Genomic DNA, 21,212 nt, shown 5'->3' with positions numbered 1-21,212 from the left:
GCTTGGTCAGGAGAATTAGTTGTGCACGCTGTTCTAAGCTGAGTGGGACGGTAACAATCCGTGGCATGTGCAAACATCGTTTAACCAAAAATGTCTTTTCGCATGTTTAGTTGTTTTTGTCAACTTATAGGTTTTATCTTCAAAATTAGATATATCTGTAACAACAATTTGTTCTTCAGGACTTGCTGTTAAATTAATAAAAATTTTACTAAAATCATCAGTTTTTGAACCACGGATTATTGTTAAACCTTTTAGTGCGCAGAATAAACTAGTTAGTCTTTGCTGGCCATCTAGAACATATTCTGCAAAATCACCTTCGGGTACAGGAGGGAGGGTTACATTACCTAAATTTTTAACTACTCGTAAACTTTCTTTAGTTTTCCATGTAATGAAAGTACCAATAGGGTAACCTTTTAGAATACTATCAATTAAATTTGCCGCTCTTTCTATACTCCATACGTAGTCACGTTGAAATTGTGGAATTTTGATTAATCCTTTTTCAATATCAGCAAGTAATGTTTTATAAGGTAAGTTTTTAGGTTCAGGTAAATTCATAAGATTAAATTTTAAAAATAAAAAACGGTGAATGAATCACCGTTTTATCATGCATTTAGCTAAAGTAGGAAATTATTTAAGCAAAGGCTTCAAGAACTTCGCTGTATGTGAAACTTTAGATTTCACCACCTGTTCAGGTGTACCTTCTGCAATAATCATCCCGCCGCCAGCACCGCCTTCAGGACCTAGATCAATCACCCAATCTGCGGTTTTAATCACATCCAGATTATGCTCAATCACCACAATGGTATTTCCCTTGTTGCGTAGCTCATGCAGAATGTCGAGTAGCTTGGCAATATCGTGGAAATGCAGACCTGTGGTTGGCTCATCGAGCACATACAGGGTTTTACCGGTATCCCGTTTTGCCAATTCACGTGCCAGTTTTACACGCTGCGCTTCACCACCTGAAAGGGTAGTAGCAGACTGACCCAAGCGGATATAACCCAGACCCACCTGATTTAAGGTCTCCAGACGGCGGTGAATCACCGGAATGGCATCAAAGAAATGCATCGCATCTTCAACCGTCATTTCCAGTACATCAGAAATGTTTTTACCTTTATAGCCGACTTCCAAGGTTTCGCGGTTATAACGCTTGCCATGACAGGCATCACACGGCACATACATATCCGGCAGGAAGTGCATGGCCACCTTGATCATGCCGTCACCTTCACAGGCCTCACAGCGACCTCCTTTCACGTTAAACGAGAAACGACCCGCAGCATAACCACGCGCTTTGGCTTCCGGCGTTTGGGCAAACAGTTCGCGAATCGGCGTGAACAAACCGGTATAAGTCGCAGGGTTAGAGCGTGGCGTACGTCCAATCGGGCTTTGGTCAATATCGACGACTTTATCAAGGAATTGTAGTCCATCAATCGAGTCAAATTTTTCCGCGGTTAACGTGGTTGCACCATTGAGTTGGGTAGCTGCAAGCGGTAACAGGGTACGGTTAATCAAGGTCGATTTACCTGAACCCGATACACCAGTGACACAAGTCATTACGCCTAAAGGAATGGTCAAATCAACATTCTGCAAATTATGACCGGCGGCACCCATCAGCTTGATTTGTTCTTCCGGTTTTGGTGGCTGAGTTCGAACTTTCGGAACCTCAATTTTTAACTTGCCTGAAAGATATTGACCGGTGAGCGAGTTTTCATTGGCCGCCAATTCTTCATAGGTTCCTTCGGCAATCACATGACCGCCATGCACGCCAGCACCCGGACCAATATCAATAATATGGTCGGCTGCACGAATCGCATCTTCATCATGCTCAACCACCAGGACGGTATTACCAAGATCACGCAGGCGAACCAGTGTTTCCAGCAGACGGTCATTATCACGTTGATGCAAGCCGATGGATGGTTCATCCAGCACATACATCACGCCCATCAGGCCGGCACCAATTTGCGATGCCAAACGAATACGCTGTGCTTCACCACCCGATAGGGTTTCGGCAGAGCGCGACAGACTGAGATAATTCAAACCCACTGAAACCAGAAAATGTAGACGTTCGCGGATTTCCTTGAAAATCTTGTCGGCAATTTCGCCTTTGGCACCTTCAAGATTTAAATCTTGATAATAGCTTTCGGCATCGCCAATCGACATTTTGGTAATCTGCGCGATGGTTTTGTCTTTGACACGAACGTTACGCGAGATTTCATTCAGACGTGAACCACCACAGGCATCACAGGCTGCATTGGAAAGATATTGAGCCAAATCATCACGTACATAGTTCGATTCCGTTTCACGGTAACGACGTTCCAGATGTGGCAAAATACCTTCAAAAGGTTGCACCCGGTTATGTTTACGACCGCGTTCATCGATATAACTTAAATCGACTTTCTCCTTACCGGTACCGTAAAGGAATTTTTTCTTGGTATCGGCATCGAGTTCATTCCACGGCGTATCTAAAGAAAAGCCAAAATGGGCGGCGACTTTTTCAATCATGCTGTAGTAATAAGGACGCTGTCTGTCCCAGCCACGAATCGCACCCTGGCTAATCGAAATTTCAGTATTGGGAATCAGCTTTTCTGCACTGAAATGGCTACGCGTACCTAAACCATCACAGACCGGGCATGCCCCAAAGGGATTATTGAAGGAGAACAGGCGTGGTTCCAGTTCGGCAACCGCACGGTCACATTCCGGACAGGAGTGCTTGGCAGAGAATACCCGTTCAGGTTGCTCGCCTTTCATCCAGGCCAAAATGGCAATATCACCGCCCAGGCGCAGCGCAGTTTCAAAGGATTCGGCAATCCGGTTACCCAAGTCATCACGTACTTTAAAACGGTCAACCACCACTTCAATGGTGTGCTTTTTCTTTTTGTCCAGTTCTGGTGGAGTATCAATTTCAACAATTTCACCATCCACACGCGCACGGACAAAGCCCTGACTTTGCAGCTGTTCAAACAGGTTGCTGTATTCACCTTTACGCTCACGCACCACAGGGGCCAGCAGCATCAAGGCTGTACCTTCTTCCAGACTTTTTACCGCATCGACCATTTCTGATACGGTTTGTGCCACCATCGGCAAGTCATGTTCAGGGCAATAGGGTGTGCCGACACGGGCATATAGCAGACGTAAATAGTCGTAAATTTCCGTGATTGTTCCCACAGTTGAACGCGGGTTATGGCTGGTCGATTTCTGCTCGATGGCAATGGCCGGACTTAAACCTTCAATCGAGTCGACTTCCGGTTTTTCCATTTGCGAAAGGAACTGGCGTGCATAAGCAGACAGTGATTCCACATAACGGCGTTGACCTTCAGCATATAAGGTATCGAAGGCGAGGGATGACTTACCTGAACCCGAAAGTCCCGTAATCACCACAAACTTGTCGCGTGGAATATCGAGAGACACATTTTTCAGGTTATGGGTACGTGCACCTCGAATACGGATGTGACTTTGGCTCATGCAATGATCCTAGAAAATTCATCAAAAACCTATATATGATAGCGCATGAAAAATGTTCAAGCTGTATTAAAAAGAATTTAAACGACATTTTGTGTCGGACTGGTCAATGATTGAAACTCAATGCATGGAAATGGTCTTTCTCTGTACCTGCAAGTCATAGATTTAGATATTGAAATTCAGTATTTCAACCGATTCACCGTTAAAATGCAAAATATCGTCTGAAAAATAAAAAACGGAAATCTCATGATTATTACAAAAGTTCTGATCGCCCTGATTGCGGTGTTGCATCTTTATATTTTAATTTTGGAAATGTTTTTGTGGGATAAACCTCTGGGTATGAAAGCCTTTGGCAATACTGCAGAAAAGGCAAAACTCACCAAGGTGCTGGCACAAAATCAGGGTCTGTATAATGGTTTTTTAGCCGCAGGCCTGATCTGGTCGCTACTTGCGCCTGCAAGCTATGCACCTGCACTGGCAAATTTCTTTTTGGCTTGTGTGCTGGTTGCTGGGATTTATGGCGGTATTACCGCAAGTAAAAAAATTATTTATATTCAGGCATTGCCTGCACTGCTGGCTTTGATGGTGCTGAACTTAGTTTAAGTAAACGATATTTTGCAGCTTAGACTATGCGGCTTAATCAATTGATCAGTTCGGATGAGTCAGGATGCTGGCTTTATTTTTGAAATGTATTTTAGGGCAGCGGTTGTACTTATTGTTTTCCTTCTGTCCAAGAGTAAAGCGTTTTATATCGCCGGTTTAGTGCCATTCTTTCCGACTTTTGCCCTGATTGCCCATGTGATTGTGTCGCAACAGTAGGGTGCAGAAGCTTTGCGTAAAATGGCATTATTGGGTTTATGGTCTTTAATTCCCTTTATCTGCTGATGGTTTATATGCTGGCAAGCAAAATGTTGATGTGGTCCTGTTTAAGCATAGCAACCCTTTGCTGGATTGTGGCTGTGGTAGGGCTGATTTATGGCTGACAGATGTTTCAGCATTAAAAAACAAACAATGCATTTTTATGACTAGTAATTAGATAACTTGTGAAAATCACAAAACATTCAATATTAGATTTTTAAAAATCAGCACTGCCTCATTTAACTGATTCAATTTTTATGCCTTTGCGTAGGCATTACCTCTACTTTTGAGAGGTCAAAAGTAGACAAAAACCTTTTGTTTCCCATACACGACATCCTGGTCGTGATGGGAAACGTGTGGCATCCATGCCACACTCATGAATCCAATACTTGCTAAATTTATTTTCTATTTTGGTTTTATGAGAAACTTGTAGTGATTGAAAAATGACTTATAACAGAAGTCTATTCATCCACACCTAACCACTGACGTTGATCATAAGCACTATCCCAGAACAGCCATTCCAGTTTGGCAGCTGTAGTATAAGCATGATGCATTTTCTCTAAAGTATCTGCATCACAACGAGCAGCTACGCTATCAACCGTCGCAATTACGTTACGAACTGCCTGATTAAACTCTTCACCGGCATAGGTATCAATCCAGGCCTGATAAGGATTATTGGGAATGGAGTGCTGAACAATTGCTTTGCCCACTTCGGCATAAATCCAGAAACAGGGCAGTAAAGAAGCCAGCACCACCGGATAGCTTTCTGACCAGGCTGTGGCGGTTAAAAATGAAGTGTAATGATGACAAGCCAGAGTCAGTGGCGTGGTTCTAAATTCTTCTTGGCTAATGTCAAATTCCTGCATAAAGTCAGCATGCAGGCTGCGTTCTACCACAATGGCAATCTTGGCGGCATCTGAAAACTGCATGACATCTTCCGCTGTAAATGCTTTTGCAGCACAGACCGCCAGTGCACGGCCATAAGCCAGTAAATAATGCGCATCCTGAATCACATAATGACTAAAAATATCTTTGCTCAAAGTCCCTTGTGAAAGTTCTTGGTTAAATGGCAGGGCTAAAGTTTTTTCGTATAAAGCCAAGTTGCGTTGCCATACATCTTGAGAAAAGCTCATGTCATCATCCTGTCGATGTTAAAAGAAGAATTTACAGAAGGCGGGACTATAACAAGAGTTTTCAGCTCAAGATATGCAGTAGAAAAAATAGTGTATTTGTACTCAAAAAAAAAATCATACCAAGAACTTTGGATTAAAGTAAAAAAAGCCGTCATAATTGAAGCGATCAAATTTCAAGTGCTCTCTTTTAGGTTCTGCCCAATGCACTTGATATAAATTATTTGTCTATAGGTCGATTTATCATAATGAAACATTTTGGTTTCTCCATTATTTTTACCATCGTGTGTCTGGCTATATCTGCATACTGGGGATTTACACATGGCCCGGAAGCAGGGGTAAAGACCATGTTCACGGCACTGACCATTACGGCTATTTTGGCTGTTATGGAAGTGTCTCTTTCTTTCGATAATGCGGTGGTGAATGCCTCTGTGCTCAGAGGCTGGGATCATTTCTGGAAAATGATTTTCTTGACGGTTGGTATCATCATTGCCGTATTTGGTATGCGTCTGGTGTTCCCGATCGTCATTGTTGCCGTAACTGCTGACATGGGCATGCTCGAAGTCGTGAAAATGGCCCTGAATGATCCGATCAGTTATTCCGAAAAGCTGATGGCCCATCATGCGGAAATTGCAGCCTTTGGTGGCTCATTCCTGTTACTGGTGTTCCTGAATTTCTTCCTGGATAGCGAAAAAGATACCCACTGGTTCAGATGGCTGGAAGCGCGTTTATCCAATCTGGCTAATGTACCGGCAATGTCCGTCTTCCTGGCTTTAATTGGCTTGCTGATCATGGCAGCCAATGTAGAAGAGGCCACACGTTTAGTGGTGACCATGGCCGGGATTTGGGGAATTGTGATTTACATTGGGGTTCAAGTATTAAGCCACTTGTTAGGCGGTGAACCTGAAATTGATGAAGATGGCAATGCAGTGGCACATGATGCCAGTGGTGCATCTACAGGCGTTATTAAAGCCGGTTTAGGTGGTTTTATTTATCTGGAAGTGCTGGATGCATCATTCAGTTTTGATGGTGTAATCGGTGCTTTTGCCATTACTTCAGATGTGGTGATCATCATGCTCGGTCTGGCGATTGGTGCCATGTTTGTGCGTTCGATGACCATTTATCTGGTGGAAAAAGGTACCTTGGATGCTTATATCTATCTTGAACACGGCGCACATTATGCTATTGGCGCTTTAGCCTTCATTATGCTGGCCAGTGGTACCGGTGTGCATGTACCGGAAGTGGTCACCGGTTTAATCGGTGTGGCATTTATTGTTTGGGCAGTGATTGCTTCCATTCAATATAGCAAACGTCAAGAACGAATCGGTTAATGGTTTTTTAAGAAAACCGAGTACAATAGGGACGCATGAAAATGCGTCCTTTTTTATGGTGGTTCATTCCTGAAAAATCAGCATTTATAATATGAATGTTGTAGGATAATCCATCGAAATGAATTTTATAGACCCAAGCTAATTGATATGATGAATGCTTTAGAACGCCGTTCAACCTTTGCCTTAAGCAGTATTTTTGCACTGCGTATGTTGGGCTTGTTCATGATTATTCCTGTGTTTTCGGTGGCAGGGCAGTCATATCAAGGGGCAACCCCTGCACTGATTGGTTTAGCTGTTGGGGTCTATGGTTTAACCCAGGCCATTTTACAGATTCCATTTAGCTTGCTGGCCGACCGTTTTAGCCGTAAGCCTTTGGTGATTATCGGTTTATTGTTGTTTGCACTAGGCGGTGCAGTCGCAGCGATGTCCGAGAGCATTTATGGCGTGATCATTGGCCGTGCCATTGCTGGTGGTGGTGCAGTTTCTGCGGTGGTGATGGCACTTTTGGCCGATGTGACCCGCGAAGAACAACGTAGCAAGGCCATGGCAGTCATGGGCATGAGTATTGGTGTATCCTTTATGGTGGCCTTCAGTCTGGGGCCTTGGCTGACCAGCCTGGTAGGAATTTCTGGCCTGTTTTGGGTGACGACCGTTATGGGTTTGGCTGCCATATCGATGCTGCTCTTTGTTCCTAAAGTGACCCGTCATCATAAAAATTACCAGCAAGGTTATGCTGCACAGTTGAAACAGGTATTGAAAATGGGCGATTTAAACCGTCTGCATGTTTCAATTTTTGCCTTGCACCTGTTGCTGACTGCAATGTTTGTCTATATGCCATCGCAACTGATTCAGTTTGCTGGTATTCCCTTATCCAGTCATGGTCTGGTGTATTTGCCACTACTCATTATTAGCCTGTTTTTTGCCTTTCCGAGCATTATTTTGGCGGAAAAATATCGCAAAATGCGCGGCATTTTTCTGACGGCAATTGGCGGAATCGTATTGGGCTTGCTGGTACTGATTTTTGGTTATGAATCCAAATATGTTTTATTGGCAGGTTTGGGGTTATTCTTTATTGCCTTTAACGTCATGGAAGCCTTATTGCCTTCATGGTTATCCAAATCTGCACCAATCCAGTCCAAAGCGACAGCCATGGGCGTAAATTCCAGCAGCCAGTTTTTAGGGGCATTTTTTGGTGGCATGATTGGCGGTCAACTCTTGTTACTCAATAATACCTCATTGGGCTGGAGCATTTTGGCGGGGATCGCGGTGGTCTGGTTATTGATCAGCTTTGGTTTGGCCCAGCCGCGTTATCTTTCTTCATTGGTATTGGCCTTGCCCGAGACAAAACAAACGGATGAGTGGACTTCTCAACTTTTGGCAATTCGTGGTATTGAAGAGGTTGTGGTGATGTCCGACCAGCAATTTGCTTATGTTAAAATTGATAAACAGCTGATAGATGAAGCTGCGCGACAAGATTTAACGCAGTTGTTGGGTAAAGAGGTAGCCATTTAAGCATAACTCTTATAAAGTAAAATATAGAAATGAATAGGAAGTGTACGTCTGATGCGTGGTGTTAATAAAGTTATTTTAGTTGGAACTTTAGGTAAAGATCCTGAAACCAAAACTTTTCCAAATGGTGGTTCTCTGACTCAGTTTTCAATTGCAACCAGCGATTCGTGGACTGATAAAAATACGGGTGAGCGTAAAGAGCAAACTGAATGGCATCGTATTGTGTTGCATAACCGCTTAGGTGAAATTGCACAGCAATATCTACGTAAGGGTTCAAAAGTTTATATTGAAGGTTCATTGCGTACGCGTCAGTGGACAGACCAAAGCGGTCAGGAACGCTACACCACAGAAATTCGTGGTGAACAGATGCAAATGCTGGACAGTAACCGTCAGCAAGGTGAACAAGCTGCGAGTGGTGATAACTCGGGTTATAACCAGCCACGTTTCAACAATAATCAAGGCGGCTATAACAACAATAATAACAACCAAGGCGGTTATGGTAATCAGGGTGGTTATAACAACAACCAGAACAATCAAGGTAATAGTTATGGCAACAACAACCCGGGTGGTTTTGCACCAAAACAACAGCCTGCACCAGCAGCAGCTGCACCGGCAGATCTAGATGATGATTTACCATTTTAATAAAATTAAAAAGGCAAGTCGTCATCCAAACCCTTTGTAACAGCAAAGGGTTTTTTTATTGTCTAAACCAATCAACTGTAAAAATCAGATAGAAATTTTAAATCTAAAAATCCGATAATTTTTATAAAAAAGTACGGTTTTACCTATTTTAAAATCTTTCGTATTCTAGCTTCACCAGATAAGCAATCCCGGAAACGAGCTAGAGGAGTATCTCATGAGTTTAATTAATACTGAAGTGAAGCCATTCAACGCAACAGCATATAAAAATGGTGAATTCATTGAGGTGTCTGAACAGGACATGATCGGAAAATGGTCAGTGGTATTCTTTTACCCTGCAGACTTCACTTTTGTTTGTCCAACAGAACTCGGTGATTTGGCAGATAACTATGCTGAATTCCAGAAAATGGGCGTAGAAATTTATTCAGTATCGACAGATACCCATTTCACTCACAAAGCTTGGCACGATTCTTCTGAGGAAATCAAGAAAATCCAGTACACCATGCTGGGTGACCCAACTTGGACCTTGGCGAAAAACTTCGAAGTGTTAATTGAAGCTGAAGGTCTGGCAGACCGTGGGACTTTCGTCATTGATCCGGAAGGTAAAATCCAGATTATCGAAATCAACGCTGGCGGTATTGGCCGTGATGCGCAAGAACTTTTACGTAAAGTGAAAGCTGCACAATATGTCCATGCTCACCCCGGTGAAGTTTGCCCGGCAAAATGGAAAGAAGGCGATGCAACCCTTGCACCCTCAATCGACCTGATCGGTAAAATCTAATCTTAAGTTAAAATACTCTCTTAAAAAAATCCAGGACTTCGATTCTGGATTTTTTTATGCAGGTTCTGGGTAAAAGAGCAAGATAGATCATTCTGACTATATGACAATGATGATATTGATCTGAATGAAATAATTTTTTGTATTAAATTTGAGGGGAAAAATCCATTATTCCATTCTTGCGACGCTGTATATTGCGCTGTGGCTAGGCTGGAATCTTTAAAAAATCTAAGATAAGTGCATATTGTTTCCTAGAGATAGGAGTTTGAAATGAAAAAAATAATTGGCGTTTACCGCAACCAGAACATGCATTGGGTGGGTGACGGTTTTCCAGTAAAAAACCTGTTTTCCTATGATCGCCTAGGGCAGGCAATCAGTCCATTTTTACTTTTGGATTATGCAGCACCCTACCATTTTAGCCCAACGACGCAGCAGCATGGGGTCGGCTCACATCCACATCGCGGCTTTGAAACCGTGACCATCGCCTATCAGGGTGAAGTGACACATAAAGACTCGGCAGGTGGTGGTGGAACCATTCAAAGCGGTGATGTGCAATGGATGACGGCAGGAGCAGGTCTGGTACATGAAGAATTTCATTCAGCCGAATTTGCCCAAAAGGGTGGCCTGTTTGAAATGGTGCAGCTTTGGGTCAACCTGCCTGCAGCAGACAAAATGACCGCACCGAAATATCAGGCCATTACAGCAAAAGACATTCCAGTCATTAAGTTTGAACAGAATGCAGGGTATATCCGGGTGATCGCCGGAAACTATGCCGGGCATACAGGTCCTGCTTCAACCCATAGTCCGGTCAATGTCTGGGATGGTGAATTAAAAGCCGAGCAGATTCAGCATCTGCATGTACCTGTCGATCATAATGTGCTGCTGGTGTTGCTGTCGGGTGAAATGCAGCTGAATGGAACGCAGCAGGTACAGGACAGCTCGATTGTGATGTTTGCTCAAGATGGCGAAATTGATATTCGACTTGAGGCACTGCAAGACAGCAAATTCCTGCTACTGACTGGCCAACCGCTCAATGAGCCAATTCAAGGCTATGGACCCTTTGTGATGAATAGCAAAGATGAAATTATTCAAGCATTTAATGATTTTAATAGTGGTAAGTTTGGTGAAATTCCGGTTACAGATTAAGTCGGTATTCACTGGATTGATTCAAAAAGAAACAGCCCCTAAAAATTGAGGGGCTTTTTTGCGAACTGAATTTTTTGTTGTCGGTATATTTGTATAGTTGTGGCTGATGAAAACGTGATGGAGTTATCAGGTTTTAACTTTTTCTATCATAATAATATTGAAGGGTTTTGTAAAACGTTAGTTAAAAAAATGGTTAATATATATTACTTTTTTTAAAGGTTTTTTGTTTTTTATGCTTTAAAAATAAAATAATTTATTAAATTTATTTCAAGGTTTTTTCTATATAAATAAATGTAATTTTTGACTTTATGTGCATCATGATGAGTTTTGTTAAAAACATACATTCTGGAATATTTTAATACCGCCTTTTAAGCTGGCTTGGTTCATAATTTCAATAATCTTATGTGTAACTGACGGATAATAATTTTGGATATTGCAGTTATTGGCAGTGGCATGGCTGGGCTAGCTACCGCAAGAATTCTTAAAGATGCAGGACATAGCGTTACTATTTTTGAAGCCTTGGCAGGTCGTGGTATGGATAGCCATAGCATTGAATTCGAGGGCGGCCTGATTGATGCCCCCCTGCGTGTCATGAACCCGCATTTGTGGAAAAACACCCTCAGTCTGGCGGCCTATCTGGGTATCCAGACCTTTCCTGTACGTACCTATATGGCATGCAGCTGGTTATTTGAAGATCGCACCGAAACCTGGCTGACCACCTCACGCAGCCGTATTGGTAATTTTCCGATTATTAATAACCGTAAAGGCATTCAGCAATATGGCTGGCGCATGGTGAAAGGCATGCTGCAGTTGAAGACGGCGATTGCGAAATTCTTCAGATCGAAGCACCAGGACATCACCTTGGCTGAATTCATTAATCATAATGATATCGAAGAAGTGTTCTGGCATGGTGCCGTAATGCCGGTGCTGTATACCATTTGTACTTGTAACCCGAAAACCATTGGCGAATGGCCTGCCAAACCCTTGCTGGTTTTCTTGCGTCAATTGACCGATGGCGATGCCTTGCTGCGTCTGCAGGGCGGTACACCAGCCCTGGTCGACAAGCTGATTGAAGGCATTGAAATTCGTGGCGGTTCTGCCATTACCCATATTCAACAGCAACAAGAAAGGGTATTGATTGAAAATGAGCAAGGCGAACAGCAGCTGTTTGATCGTGTGATTGTCGCCACACCGACCAATAAAATTGAAACATTCCTGGATAACCAACAATTCGCTGATGATATTGCGCTGTTAAAGAAATTTAAATTTGAGCAGGGCCAGCTGGTGATTCATACCGATCAATCGGTAATGCCACCAAAACGCAAAGATTGGGCCGTACTCAGCTACATGATGGACCGTAAATTTACCCGTCAGCAATTTACCGTCTGGCTGAATTCGGTTGAGCCAACCTTGGTCGGTAAATCGCCAGTATTCCAAACCTGGCAGCCGGTGACAGAGATTGATCCGAAAAAAATCATCTCCTCAGTGAGCTTAACCCGTGCTGTAGTAGATTCACAAACAGTAGCTTTAAATAAAGAACTGCAAGCCCGTCATCATGATTTAAACCGCAAAGTGTTCTATTGCGGTTCATGGTCTTGTGATGGATTGCCTGTACTGGAATCTGCCGTAACTTCAGCCATGCATATTGCAGAGATTTTAGGTGCACCATTGCCGTTTGCCGGATTAAAACCTAAAGTTGAGGTTGCTCCACAACTCGGCTACTAAGATATGAAATGGCTTCAAGCGATTCGGCAGAAACTTCCTCAACATAAATACGCAATCAATGCGAAACAGTTAGGAGATGATGCCGTACTCGCCTGGAGCAATCTGGGCTATTGGGATGATGCAACGTCATCCTATCCAGAAGCTTGCCGTCAGTTGGCAGATCAATTGGCGCAAGCTGTATCTTTAAATGCCAAAGATCGACTGCTGGACCTAGGCTGCGGGCAGGGGGCAAGTTTACTGTACTGGCAACAGCACTATCGGGTTAAGCATATTGAAGCCGTGGAACTGCAAGCCAGTTGTGTCATGCAAATTCAAAAACATTTTCCGCACATTACGGCCATTTACCCGCAATCCTTTTTAAATTTCAAACAGATTCCTTTTCAACAGCGCTTTGATGTGGTGCTGTGCATTGATGCTGCTTACCATTCCAATTTAAATTCATTTCTCGATTCAGTGGACAGTGTTTTAAATTCAAAAGGACGACTGGGTTTTCATTATTTAATCTTGTCCGGGCAATGGTTGAATTTAAATGCATTACAAAAGCAGAAATACAAGTGGCTACTCAAGGCTGCAGATGTGAATCTGGAGTATTTGATGACCGCATCGGGATTAGAGCAGACCTTGCAGCAGCATGATTTTAGCAACATTGAAATTCGTGATTTGTCCAAAGCCGTTTTATACGGATTTGCAAACTACTTTCAACATTTGCGGCAATCGCCAAAGCAGGGCACAGGTGTGGATGCCTTTAAAATTCGCATGACCGCAAAGCTTTGTCAGCAGCTGTATCAGGATGGGTTGGTCAATTATGTACAGATTAGTGCAACAAAGAATGCCTGAGCATGGTGCAATTTTTAATTTTTAAAAGCTAAGTGCAAAAACAACAAAGCCTCACTAAAAAGCGAGGCTAAGTATAAAATGGTGCCGGCACACGGATTCGAACTGTGGACCTACTGATTACAAGTCAGTTGCTCTACCAACTGAGCTATGCCGGCAACGTGCAGAGAATAATAGCGAATTTTGTTGAAAACGCAAGCCAAAAAATGAGCGGTTGAAAGAGATGACTTGGTCTTGATCTGTTCAATTTTTCCCGGTCATCTCGTCAATTGAATAATTGGTTCTCAATTTAAAAGATTATTTACTCCTTAAAATCTGGTCCAGATCTTGTGCACATTCTTCCAGGGTTAAAGCCATATCGATTTGCATTTGAGGGTTAAGTTCGCTGGCCAGTTTGCGCCATTGTTCGATCAGTCGGAGGGCTTTTTGAATTTTATGTTTATTCATATCCTTGGCAATCGTTGGAGTATAACCACCACGTTTAGCATTCTTAATTTGTTTGACATAATTATTGCTGGTATTCATATCTACTCCCGAATAGCAGTTTTTCTATGTGTTTAATGTGCTGTTACAGGTCGACTTAAGGCTCTGTTATATGATTGTTATCATGGAAATATTGCATTTATATGATCATATCTCAACAGGTTTTTTACTTTCTGAGCTTGAAATAATAACGTGCAGTAATTGTGCCATTTAGGTGACATGTTAATGAAAGATCGGACTTTGCAGGCTTTTGGTAATCAATGTGAAGCTGATTTCATCGCGGTTGTTGCAGATCAATCATCTAGAGATATTACATTTACAATGATGGAAATTGAAACATGGCTGGAGTTGGAAGATTAAATTTAAGGCGTAGATTAATGCTGATGTAGCGCAACTGATTAATGGTAATGCACAGGATAGATAACCATGACTGAACAAGATAATTCACAACCAGATCAGCAGAAACACCCTAATCCACCCAACCCACAACCGGACCAACCCGACCAGCATATCGGGACAGCCAATCCGCAAAAAAATCCGGACGAACAGCCTGAAAATCCAATCAGACAACAAAAATAAAGGATTTTCTGTGGGTCTTGAATGAGGCATTTCGTTCTTATCATTTCATCGGTAGGGATAAGTAACTTTTTTCTGGCAAAGTGCTCTGATGAGGATTGTTTATCAATAGGCTCAAGGAAAATATATAAGATGACAAAATGGACCAAAATGATCAGTACTGTCGTGGTACTTATGTTTATCGCCATTGCTGCATTGCTGTATTTTCAGTCCAACAAGGAACAGGAATTTGGTGGCTTTGAGGAGGGGACAGAGCAATACTATGGCTATCGCTATGCACAAGACAATCTTAAATCTGTAGATCAATGTGATGATGATAAAGATGATCCGTCCATGAATTTCAACGAGGAATTTTTTCAGGGATGCCAGAAATATTTTGAAGATAAATAATGTTTCAAAAGCAGAGAATATAAAAACCTCAATCTTGACGATTTTTCCCAGTTTATTTTCATGGTTTTAGAACTGCTGGGTATTTTTGCTGAATAGTATACGATAAAAAAGGCCTAAACCATTATAGTTTAAGCCTTTCATCACTGCTTTGGATTGCAGTTCTTTCGAATTTGGCGAAAGAGGGAGTCATATTTTTAAATTAAAAATTTGAAATAAAACAAAATAAAAAAATGTAATTTTAATTATACCCACATTTATACCCCCAACTGAATGAGGGTACTCTTAGTCGAATGCGTTCACAGGCCAGACTTTCCAGATGAATCAAATTGTTAATATTAAAGAAGTCGTCCAATTTACGAGTATTAGTCGAGCTAAGATCTATGAAATGATCAATGAGAAATCAAAATACTACGATCCTACTTTTCCTCGACCTGTACGTTTAAGTGAATCACGTATCGGTTGGTCAGCGTGGGAAGTGCATCAATGGATTGAAGATAAGTTGAAAAGTCGTGAGTAAAAGTGGGAGCTTCGGCTCCCTTATTTTTTTCTAGAATCAAAACTGATCCTCCTGAGAATATATTAAGATTTATTCAAATCTTATCGGAAGACATTCTGGAAGTGGCTGGTTAAGTCTAGAAACCTTTGAACAGAAGTATTTTAAGAATTTAGAGGGCCCGGCTGTCGATAATGTTGTCTAGGATTAAATGCTATCATTACCTTTCTATAAAAAGGCACCCATTTTAATTGGAAGCTAGGAAAAAATAACCTTATCTAATATATTGAGTGTAAGGTTTCACAAGTTTTATTTTAAAATGTACATATTTATCAGGTATTAAAAATGAATAGAATTGCATTGCTGGAATTGGCAGACTTCTTGGAAACCTTGGACCCCAAAAGATTCGATATAACAACGTGGCGAAAACTAGGAAGAAAAAAAGTTGGATATGTTACTGATGAAAGTCTTTTAAATGACTTTAATACGGTTGCATGTCCTGTAGGTTGGGGGTGTTTATTGAAAAGTTGGAAAGAGGCAGGATTATATATTGATAGATTTGAGGTTAAACAAGAATATTTAGAACATCCCTTAAGTAAACCTCATGTGATGAGCATGGTGAAATTAAGAAGTAATCCAGAGCTTGACTCTTATGAAGCTGTCCGGAAAGGCCTAAACCTTTATCCTCGTATGGCTGAAGTACTTTTTGATTATAGCAATTATGCAGATGAAGAGTTTACCAGTCCGGAAACCGTAGCTGAAAGGATCAGGGAATTCTGTAAAGTTCCTGAAGATGAGCTTCAGAATTTGATTATCACTTATGATGATCACTGAAAATCAGGCCTATGAACGTTCTTGCTGTAAATAGAAGCTTTAGCATCCCCCCATGATGAATACTCGCTTAATTTGATGACTGATTATACAATCAATAAAGTTTGAGCTGGTTTTTATACTGTTGTCATGTTACTTGAATCAAGCATGTAAAAATTGATACCTATTAAAAGGTTGCAGTAATGACAGATATTGTTGATAGCTCCACGCGTAGCCGTATGATGGCGAGTATAAAAAGCAAAAATACAAAACCAGAGCTCTTGATCCGTAGTTTGCTTCATAAAAGAGGCTTCCGTTTTCGTCTTCATGTAAAAGATCTTCCTGGCAAACCAGATATTGTTTTACCTAAATATAATGCAGTCATTTTTGTGAACGGTTGTTTCTGGCATGGTCATAAAAACTGTCATCTCTTTAAATTACCAAGTACTCGGACTGAATTTTGGCAAGCAAAAATACTCAAGAATCAGGTTAATGATTCTAAATACATAGAACTTTTACTTAATAGTAACTGGAAGGTATGTATTGTCTGGGAGTGTAGTATTAAAGGAACTAAAAAAGATTTAAATAGGGTTATTAATTGCATCTCTGAATGGTTATTAAGTAAAAAGTTGTTTATTGAGATAGCTTAAAAAAATTCTGAATGTAGATGAAAAATTATAATAAACTATATTTAAGTTAAAGGATAGTGATCTGCTCATAAGTAGCTGATTAGCTATTTTATCTGTAAGCGTCCGCTGAATCCCATGCCTATTTTTTAATTTTGGTCGGATTTCCAGCGGTGTGGCAGTAATTCTTCTATTTGGGTCACTTTATGCATCGGCAGCCTTTTCAGCACATCACTTAAATAGGCATACGGATCCAGTCCATTCAGCTTTGCTGACTGGATTAAAGTCATGATATTGGCAGCTCGTTGGCCGCTGCGCAGCGAGCCAGCAAACAGCCAGTTCTTACGTCCCAACGCCCAGGGGCGCATCTGATTGTCGGGTAGTCAGACGCAGTTACCTACGTCCAACCCCCTAAGAACCGTGCATGCGAGTTTCCCAGCACACGGCTCAAGCCTCTGCTAAGGCGCCATTCGGCACCCGGTTATACATCGTTGACATTGGCAAACTGAACACTCCTCGGACAATACAGATGGTAAATCTCAAGATTAGCAACTGCATCCGTTCCACCATGACTTAGCTTCACAATATGACGGCTGTGCCATGGTGTATCTTTGGTGACTGGTTTAAGACAGGCGCAGCAGCGACCACCTTGTTTTAGCCACACCCGATACAGCTTGGCTCGCCCCTTTGCGGAGACCAGCATTCTTTTACCCCATCGGGATTCGAAGTACTCATCCCATGCGGGGTCATGAGGGTTAGCAGCAGCCTTGATCTTGATATGTCGCACAATTGGCGTGTCCGAGGCAGACACTAATGTGTATTGTCGCTTCAGACCATCGGCGGACTGTTCATCACATGAGAACACCCATCGACGCGCTCCTTGTACTTTGAAATACCGATCTTTGACCCATCGGAGTGTCTTGCGAGGGTGGCGACGTACAGCCCATCGCCAGAGCATTTCCCACACTGCGTTGTCTACCTGGTTGAAAACCTTCTTGGCAACGACATGACTATGATAGTTGGCCCAACCCCTTAGAATCGGGTTGAGCAAACCGATCAAAGTGGCCTGTCGTGTCGCTTTGTTTGCATTGATTAATGCTCGCAGCTTGTCAAGATGAGCACTGATGTTTGCCTTTGACGGCTTGATCAGTAGCTTGCCGTTGTACTTACGTACGTTCCAGCCAAGAAAATCGAACCCGTTCCCTATGTGCGTGATTTTGGTCTTTTCCTGAGAGAGCACGAGACCGCGCTGCGCCAGAAATTCAACCACGGCAGGACGAACTTCATTTTCGAGCCACTCTTTAGAATACCCCGTGATGATGAAATCATCCGCATACCGTACCAGTTGCAGCTTTTTGCCTGTCCATTTGGCGTTAGAGAACCTCTTCGCCAGCATCGTTTCCAGTCCGTCCAAGGTCATGTTGGCCAGCACCGGGGAGATAATACCTCCTTGCGGTGTTCCGGAAAGACTGGGAAACAGCTTGCTTTGGTAGACGTAACCGGCTTTGAGCCATTTCCGTAGAATCACCTTGTCCATTGGGAGGTTGGCGATCATCCAGTCATGGCTGATATTGTCGAAACAGCCTTGAATGTCACCCTCTAGCACCCACTCCGCACTTACTTTTCTTGACAGCACACCAAAGCACTGTGCTGCAGCATCCGCGGTTGAGCGTTGCGGTCTGAACCCATAAGAGTTCCGATCAGCGATGGTCTCCGCGATGGGTTCCAAAGCCAGCAGATGGAGCGCCTGCATGGCCCGGCATTTCATCGTGGGTATCCCGAGAGGTCTCATCTTGCCATTTTTCTTCGGAATAAGGACTCTCCGAAGCGGAAGGGGCGTGTAACCTCGCCTCTTCAACGACATCATCGCACCGGTCTTGGCCTTGGGTGTATTCCAAGTCACCTTGTCGACCCCAGCCGTGTTTTTGCCTTTGTTTTCAGACACTCGTTTGACGGCCAATGCTTTGCCACTAAACGAGTGAGTCAGCAGCCATTGCAAAGCTTTCGCCTTGTTATGCCTGCCGTCTTGTACCGCCTTCACAATACGCGCTTGCAGCCCTCTGACATGACGCTGTACAGCAATCCAATCGATGCTGTCCCACGATGTGCTGGAAGGTGCACACGCTGATACTGCTGCATTCATTTGCTCTCCCTCCATTAAAAGGGTCCTACACACTCTCTTGTGATGAGAGACCATAAGGACGTCAGCCCGCTTTCGCGTGGGGTAATGTTTCAACCTCTATCCAACCCATTACAGACTGGCATTCGCTTTTTCCTCGTTCCTTCGCCCGCATCACCATGGGCAGTTTTTGCAAACTGCTTTCCCAATGGGAGTAATACGGGATTTCCACGTTCCGCTTACTGAAGTACATCGGCTTAGGTGCCTGCTATCGACCGGGAGGCGTATGGGTCACGAATGCGTAATCGAAAGACGCAATTTCCACCTCCATTACCGTTTTGGTTCGAGCGTATCAGCCATTTCCGCTCGTTCAACTTAACGATCGTTACGCAGATTCACATGTGTTCACCATACCGATTATCTAGCCCTTGTCCGGCTATGGCTGCCAGAAGGGTACGCCTCTCACGATTGATACCCCGCACCTTGCGGTGCCTCGTTACATTGTCGAAGGCGCTCTTTATTCAGCCTTCTAGATTCACCCGGTGACACGGGTGGTTCCCGCAGGGGGAACAACTTCATTAAGCGACTTCGTGTCGCACTTCAATCCAGTTATTGCAAATCGGTAGATTGCCATCATCCAAATAGCGGCTTAAAGCTGGCCAACGCTTCAGAGTGTAATTGATGGCCTTGGCGGTGGGAGAACTCGATGGCACCGTCAGATGATGTTGGTTGAGCCATTCATATAGTTGTTGCATCACCGGTTGGCTATGCTGTTGTCGGTATTCGCGGCGGTCTTCCGCTGTACCATCCGTCTTTTTCCTGAGTTCTGCTTCTATGGCATACAGTTTCTGAATCAGCACTAATGCCTGTTCAGCGACCTGACTTTTCCCGGTCACATGCAGTTCATGGAATTTACGACGTGCATGGGCCATGCAGCCCACCTCAATGACCTGGTCTGATTTAAAGCGTGCTTTATAACCACTGTAATCATCACAGACCAGATGACCCTGCCAGCCTTTCAGGAACTCTTCAGCATGCTGACCTGAACGACTATCCTGAAAGTCATAGATCACCGCTTGAACTGGATTGTACTGTGTGGTGGCATAGGCCCAGACATAACCTTTCTTCGGTTTTTTCTCATTCTCACCCATCCGCATGATGGTGACCGGCGTTTCATCGGCATGGATCACCCGCTGTTGCAGCACCACCTGTTTTAAGGCATTAGCCAGAGGTTCCAGTTCCACACCGCAGCGACCAATCCAGTCAGATAAAGTGGATCTGGATAAATCAATACCCGCCCGCTGATAGATCAGGCGCTGACGGTACAGCGGCAAATGATCGGCATACTTCGATACCAGCACATGGCTGAGCAATTCAGGTGAAGCAATGCCTTTATCAATCACATAGGCGGGCATCGCTTGCTGAGTCAGAGTGTCACACTGATCACAGACCCATTTGCCACGGACATGCTGTTCCTTGTAGAACTGTGCCGGTCTGAAATGCAGTTTTTCACTGATATCTTCGCCGATACGACGTAACTGGCAGCCACAACTGCATTGGGTTGATGCAGGTTCATGCTCAATACGGATGGTGTGTAGATGATCTGGCAGCAGTCGACGTTTAGGTTTGTTGACTGTGGCTTTCTGTGTCGCTGCATCAGTTTTATCTGCATTTAATCGTTCTAATTCCAGATCAACGGCTGCGATATCTTCTTCGACCGCTTCGTCCCATAGATGGATTTGTTTTGCGGTGAGATGTTCGTTTTTACTGCCGAATTTATGCTTTTTAAACAGCGCCAGTTCATGCTCGTATTTTTGATTGAGAATAGAAAGATGCTGAACTTTGGCATCCAATTGCTGGTTTGATTTTTCTAATTCTTGATTTGATTGTGCCAGAGACTGATGCTGCATCGCCAACTGCCGGGTAAATTCCAGCAGTTGTTCATGGGTCAGTTGGCTTAAATCAGGCAGCGTATTCATGACCGCAGTATGCCTGAGGTCATGAAGAGAATGAAATAGAACGTTTGGAGGATGGCAGAATAGCCGAGCTTGGTTTAGAGCATCGTGACCACCTGCTGTCGTCCAATGCGCTGCCAAGGCAAACCCTGGATTAATGCCTGTAACTGTTCCGGGTTGAGAGCTACGTTTTCACCCTGGTGAACTTTAGCCCAGTGGAATTTTCCCTGTTCCAGCCGCCTGGCACACAGCCAGATGCCCAGTCCATCATGTACCAGCACTTTCATACGATGGCCACGTTTATTACAGAACAGGTAGGCGCAATGCGGTTTGATTGAGCCAAAGGCTTTCATA

20 protein-coding genes, 1 tRNA gene and 4 pseudogenes are annotated in these 21,212 nt (G+C 43.3%); 16 read left to right on the top strand and 9 right to left on the bottom strand.

Annotated features, from left to right (window positions below; translation table 11 throughout):
• Positions 1–33: 33 nt before the first annotated feature.
• Together FTT87_RS13270 and uvrA are read right to left on the bottom strand one after the other, a co-directional pair.
• A complete protein-coding gene (locus tag FTT87_RS13270) occupies positions 34–555 on the bottom strand; it encodes a DUF262 domain-containing protein (protein WP_218954211.1) in 522 nt (173 codons plus the stop codon).
• A 72-nt stretch (positions 556–627) separates the two neighbouring features.
• Complete coding sequence (gene uvrA, locus FTT87_RS13265) at positions 628–3,459, bottom strand: excinuclease ABC subunit UvrA (protein WP_180174986.1); 2,832 nt, start codon at positions 3,457–3,459, stop codon at positions 628–630.
• A 246-nt stretch (positions 3,460–3,705) separates the two neighbouring features.
• Between uvrA and FTT87_RS13260 the strand changes: the two genes are divergently transcribed.
• Together FTT87_RS13260 and FTT87_RS13255 are read left to right on the top strand one after the other, a co-directional pair.
• Positions 3,706–4,059 carry a DUF1304 domain-containing protein gene (locus FTT87_RS13260; RefSeq protein WP_180042032.1) on the top strand — a complete coding sequence of 118 codons (354 nt, stop codon included), beginning with the start codon at positions 3,706–3,708 and terminating at the stop codon, positions 4,057–4,059.
• A gap of 64 nt (positions 4,060–4,123) precedes the next feature.
• Positions 4,124–4,439 (top strand): annotated as a pseudogene (locus FTT87_RS13255) (GlpM family protein).
• A 336-nt stretch (positions 4,440–4,775) separates the two neighbouring features.
• Here FTT87_RS13255 and tenA read toward each other — a convergent pair.
• Entirely contained in the window at positions 4,776–5,447 is a 672-nt protein-coding gene (gene tenA / locus FTT87_RS13250) for a thiaminase II (RefSeq protein WP_180041922.1), read from the bottom strand.
• Positions 5,448–5,689: 242 nt separating this feature from the next.
• Here tenA and FTT87_RS13245 point away from each other — a divergent pair, with 242 nt between their 5' ends.
• The 7 genes from FTT87_RS13245 to FTT87_RS13215 all read left to right on the top strand — a co-directional run bounded on the left by FTT87_RS13245 (position 5,690) and on the right by FTT87_RS13215 (position 13,409).
• Positions 5,690–6,775 (top strand): DUF475 domain-containing protein, encoded by a 1,086-nt coding sequence (locus tag FTT87_RS13245; protein WP_180042034.1) that lies wholly within the window; start codon positions 5,690–5,692, stop codon positions 6,773–6,775.
• Between the two features lie 147 nt (positions 6,776–6,922).
• On the top strand, positions 6,923–8,287 hold the full coding sequence (locus FTT87_RS13240; protein WP_180174985.1) for an MFS transporter: 1,365 nt from the start codon (positions 6,923–6,925) through the stop codon (positions 8,285–8,287).
• A 51-nt stretch (positions 8,288–8,338) separates the two neighbouring features.
• A complete protein-coding gene (gene ssb / locus FTT87_RS13235) occupies positions 8,339–8,926 on the top strand; it encodes a single-stranded DNA-binding protein (protein WP_180041926.1) in 588 nt (195 codons plus the stop codon).
• 214 nt (positions 8,927–9,140) lie between these two features.
• Complete coding sequence (ahpC, locus tag FTT87_RS13230) at positions 9,141–9,704, top strand: alkyl hydroperoxide reductase subunit C (protein ID WP_180041929.1); 564 nt, start codon at positions 9,141–9,143, stop codon at positions 9,702–9,704.
• A 267-nt stretch (positions 9,705–9,971) separates the two neighbouring features.
• A complete protein-coding gene (locus FTT87_RS13225; protein WP_166170759.1) occupies positions 9,972–10,847 on the top strand; it encodes a pirin family protein in 876 nt (291 codons plus the stop codon).
• 426 nt (positions 10,848–11,273) lie between these two features.
• A complete protein-coding gene (locus FTT87_RS13220; RefSeq protein WP_166170758.1) occupies positions 11,274–12,572 on the top strand; it encodes an FAD-dependent oxidoreductase in 1,299 nt (432 codons plus the stop codon).
• 3 nt (positions 12,573–12,575) lie between these two features.
• Positions 12,576–13,409 (top strand): cyclopropane-fatty-acyl-phospholipid synthase family protein, encoded by an 834-nt coding sequence (locus FTT87_RS13215; protein ID WP_166170756.1) that lies wholly within the window; start codon positions 12,576–12,578, stop codon positions 13,407–13,409.
• A 79-nt stretch (positions 13,410–13,488) separates the two neighbouring features.
• Here the strand turns inward: FTT87_RS13215 and FTT87_RS13210 are convergent.
• Positions 13,489–13,564 (bottom strand) — tRNA-Thr (locus tag FTT87_RS13210).
• A gap of 139 nt (positions 13,565–13,703) precedes the next feature.
• On the bottom strand, positions 13,704–13,931 hold the full coding sequence (locus FTT87_RS13205; RefSeq protein ID WP_166170754.1) for a hypothetical protein: 228 nt from the start codon (positions 13,929–13,931) through the stop codon (positions 13,704–13,706).
• A 183-nt stretch (positions 13,932–14,114) separates the two neighbouring features.
• Between FTT87_RS13205 and FTT87_RS16075 the strand changes: the two genes are divergently transcribed.
• From FTT87_RS16075 to FTT87_RS13175, 7 genes and pseudogenes are all read left to right on the top strand, one after another.
• On the top strand, positions 14,115–14,249 hold the full coding sequence (locus tag FTT87_RS16075) for a hypothetical protein (protein WP_257230586.1): 135 nt from the start codon (positions 14,115–14,117) through the stop codon (positions 14,247–14,249).
• Positions 14,250–14,315: 66 nt separating this feature from the next.
• Positions 14,316–14,468 carry a hypothetical protein gene (locus FTT87_RS13200; RefSeq protein ID WP_166170752.1) on the top strand — a complete coding sequence of 51 codons (153 nt, stop codon included), beginning with the start codon at positions 14,316–14,318 and terminating at the stop codon, positions 14,466–14,468.
• Between the two features lie 129 nt (positions 14,469–14,597).
• Positions 14,598–14,855 carry a hypothetical protein gene (locus FTT87_RS13195; RefSeq protein WP_166170750.1) on the top strand — a complete coding sequence of 86 codons (258 nt, stop codon included), beginning with the start codon at positions 14,598–14,600 and terminating at the stop codon, positions 14,853–14,855.
• 316 nt (positions 14,856–15,171) lie between these two features.
• Complete coding sequence (locus tag FTT87_RS13190; protein ID WP_180174984.1) at positions 15,172–15,372, top strand: AlpA family transcriptional regulator; 201 nt, start codon at positions 15,172–15,174, stop codon at positions 15,370–15,372.
• 55 nt (positions 15,373–15,427) lie between these two features.
• Positions 15,428–15,553: pseudogene (locus FTT87_RS13185) on the top strand (IS3 family transposase); the annotation flags it as partial.
• 140 nt (positions 15,554–15,693) lie between these two features.
• Positions 15,694–16,182: a hypothetical protein gene (locus FTT87_RS13180; protein WP_180174983.1), complete on the top strand. Its 489-nt coding sequence runs from the start codon at positions 15,694–15,696 to the stop codon at positions 16,180–16,182.
• 179 nt (positions 16,183–16,361) lie between these two features.
• A complete protein-coding gene (locus tag FTT87_RS13175) occupies positions 16,362–16,808 on the top strand; it encodes a very short patch repair endonuclease (RefSeq protein WP_180174982.1) in 447 nt (148 codons plus the stop codon).
• Positions 16,809–16,933: 125 nt separating this feature from the next.
• Here the strand turns inward: FTT87_RS13175 and FTT87_RS13170 are convergent.
• The 4 genes and pseudogenes from FTT87_RS13170 to tnpB form a co-directional block, all read right to left on the bottom strand.
• A pseudogene (locus FTT87_RS13170) lies at positions 16,934–17,161 on the bottom strand (transposase domain-containing protein); the annotation flags it as partial.
• 104 nt (positions 17,162–17,265) lie between these two features.
• The gene (gene ltrA, locus FTT87_RS13165) at positions 17,266–18,927 is read right to left on the bottom strand and encodes a group II intron reverse transcriptase/maturase (protein WP_151421628.1); all 1,662 of its coding nucleotides are present in this window, start codon (positions 18,925–18,927) and stop codon (positions 17,266–17,268) included.
• Between the two features lie 575 nt (positions 18,928–19,502).
• Positions 19,503–20,882: pseudogene (locus FTT87_RS13160) on the bottom strand (IS66 family transposase); the annotation flags it as partial.
• 74 nt (positions 20,883–20,956) lie between these two features.
• Positions 20,957–21,212 (bottom strand): IS66 family insertion sequence element accessory protein TnpB (gene tnpB, locus FTT87_RS13155; protein WP_180174981.1); only part of this gene is annotated, 256 nt, incomplete at its 5' end.

Source organism: Acinetobacter sp. YH01022 (assembly GCF_013420235.1).
Classification (GTDB): domain Bacteria; phylum Pseudomonadota; class Gammaproteobacteria; order Pseudomonadales; family Moraxellaceae; genus Acinetobacter.
This window is presented reverse-complemented; position numbering and strand designations above follow the sequence as displayed.

Coding starts and splice junctions, on each gene's coding strand:
- FTT87_RS13270 (WP_218954211.1), bottom strand. CDS start 555: ATGAATTTACCTGAACCTAAAAACTTACCTTATAAAACATTACTTGCT.
- uvrA (WP_180174986.1), bottom strand. CDS start 3,459: ATGAGCCAAAGTCACATCCGTATTCGAGGTGCACGTACCCATAACCTG.
- tenA (WP_180041922.1), bottom strand. CDS start 5,447: ATGAGCTTTTCTCAAGATGTATGGCAACGCAACTTGGCTTTATACGAA.
- FTT87_RS13240 (WP_180174985.1), top strand. CDS start 6,923: ATGATGAATGCTTTAGAACGCCGTTCAACCTTTGCCTTAAGCAGTATT.
- ssb (WP_180041926.1), top strand. CDS start 8,339: ATGCGTGGTGTTAATAAAGTTATTTTAGTTGGAACTTTAGGTAAAGAT.
- ahpC (WP_180041929.1), top strand. CDS start 9,141: ATGAGTTTAATTAATACTGAAGTGAAGCCATTCAACGCAACAGCATAT.
- FTT87_RS13225 (WP_166170759.1), top strand. CDS start 9,972: ATGAAAAAAATAATTGGCGTTTACCGCAACCAGAACATGCATTGGGTG.
- FTT87_RS13215 (WP_166170756.1), top strand. CDS start 12,576: ATGAAATGGCTTCAAGCGATTCGGCAGAAACTTCCTCAACATAAATAC.
- FTT87_RS13205 (WP_166170754.1), bottom strand. CDS start 13,931: ATGAATACCAGCAATAATTATGTCAAACAAATTAAGAATGCTAAACGT.
- FTT87_RS16075 (WP_257230586.1), top strand. CDS start 14,115: ATGAAAGATCGGACTTTGCAGGCTTTTGGTAATCAATGTGAAGCTGAT.
- FTT87_RS13200 (WP_166170752.1), top strand. CDS start 14,316: ATGACTGAACAAGATAATTCACAACCAGATCAGCAGAAACACCCTAAT.
- FTT87_RS13195 (WP_166170750.1), top strand. CDS start 14,598: ATGACAAAATGGACCAAAATGATCAGTACTGTCGTGGTACTTATGTTT.
- FTT87_RS13190 (WP_180174984.1), top strand. CDS start 15,172: ATGAATCAAATTGTTAATATTAAAGAAGTCGTCCAATTTACGAGTATT.
- FTT87_RS13180 (WP_180174983.1), top strand. CDS start 15,694: ATGAATAGAATTGCATTGCTGGAATTGGCAGACTTCTTGGAAACCTTG.
- FTT87_RS13175 (WP_180174982.1), top strand. CDS start 16,362: ATGACAGATATTGTTGATAGCTCCACGCGTAGCCGTATGATGGCGAGT.
- ltrA (WP_151421628.1), bottom strand. CDS start 18,927: ATGAATGCAGCAGTATCAGCGTGTGCACCTTCCAGCACATCGTGGGAC.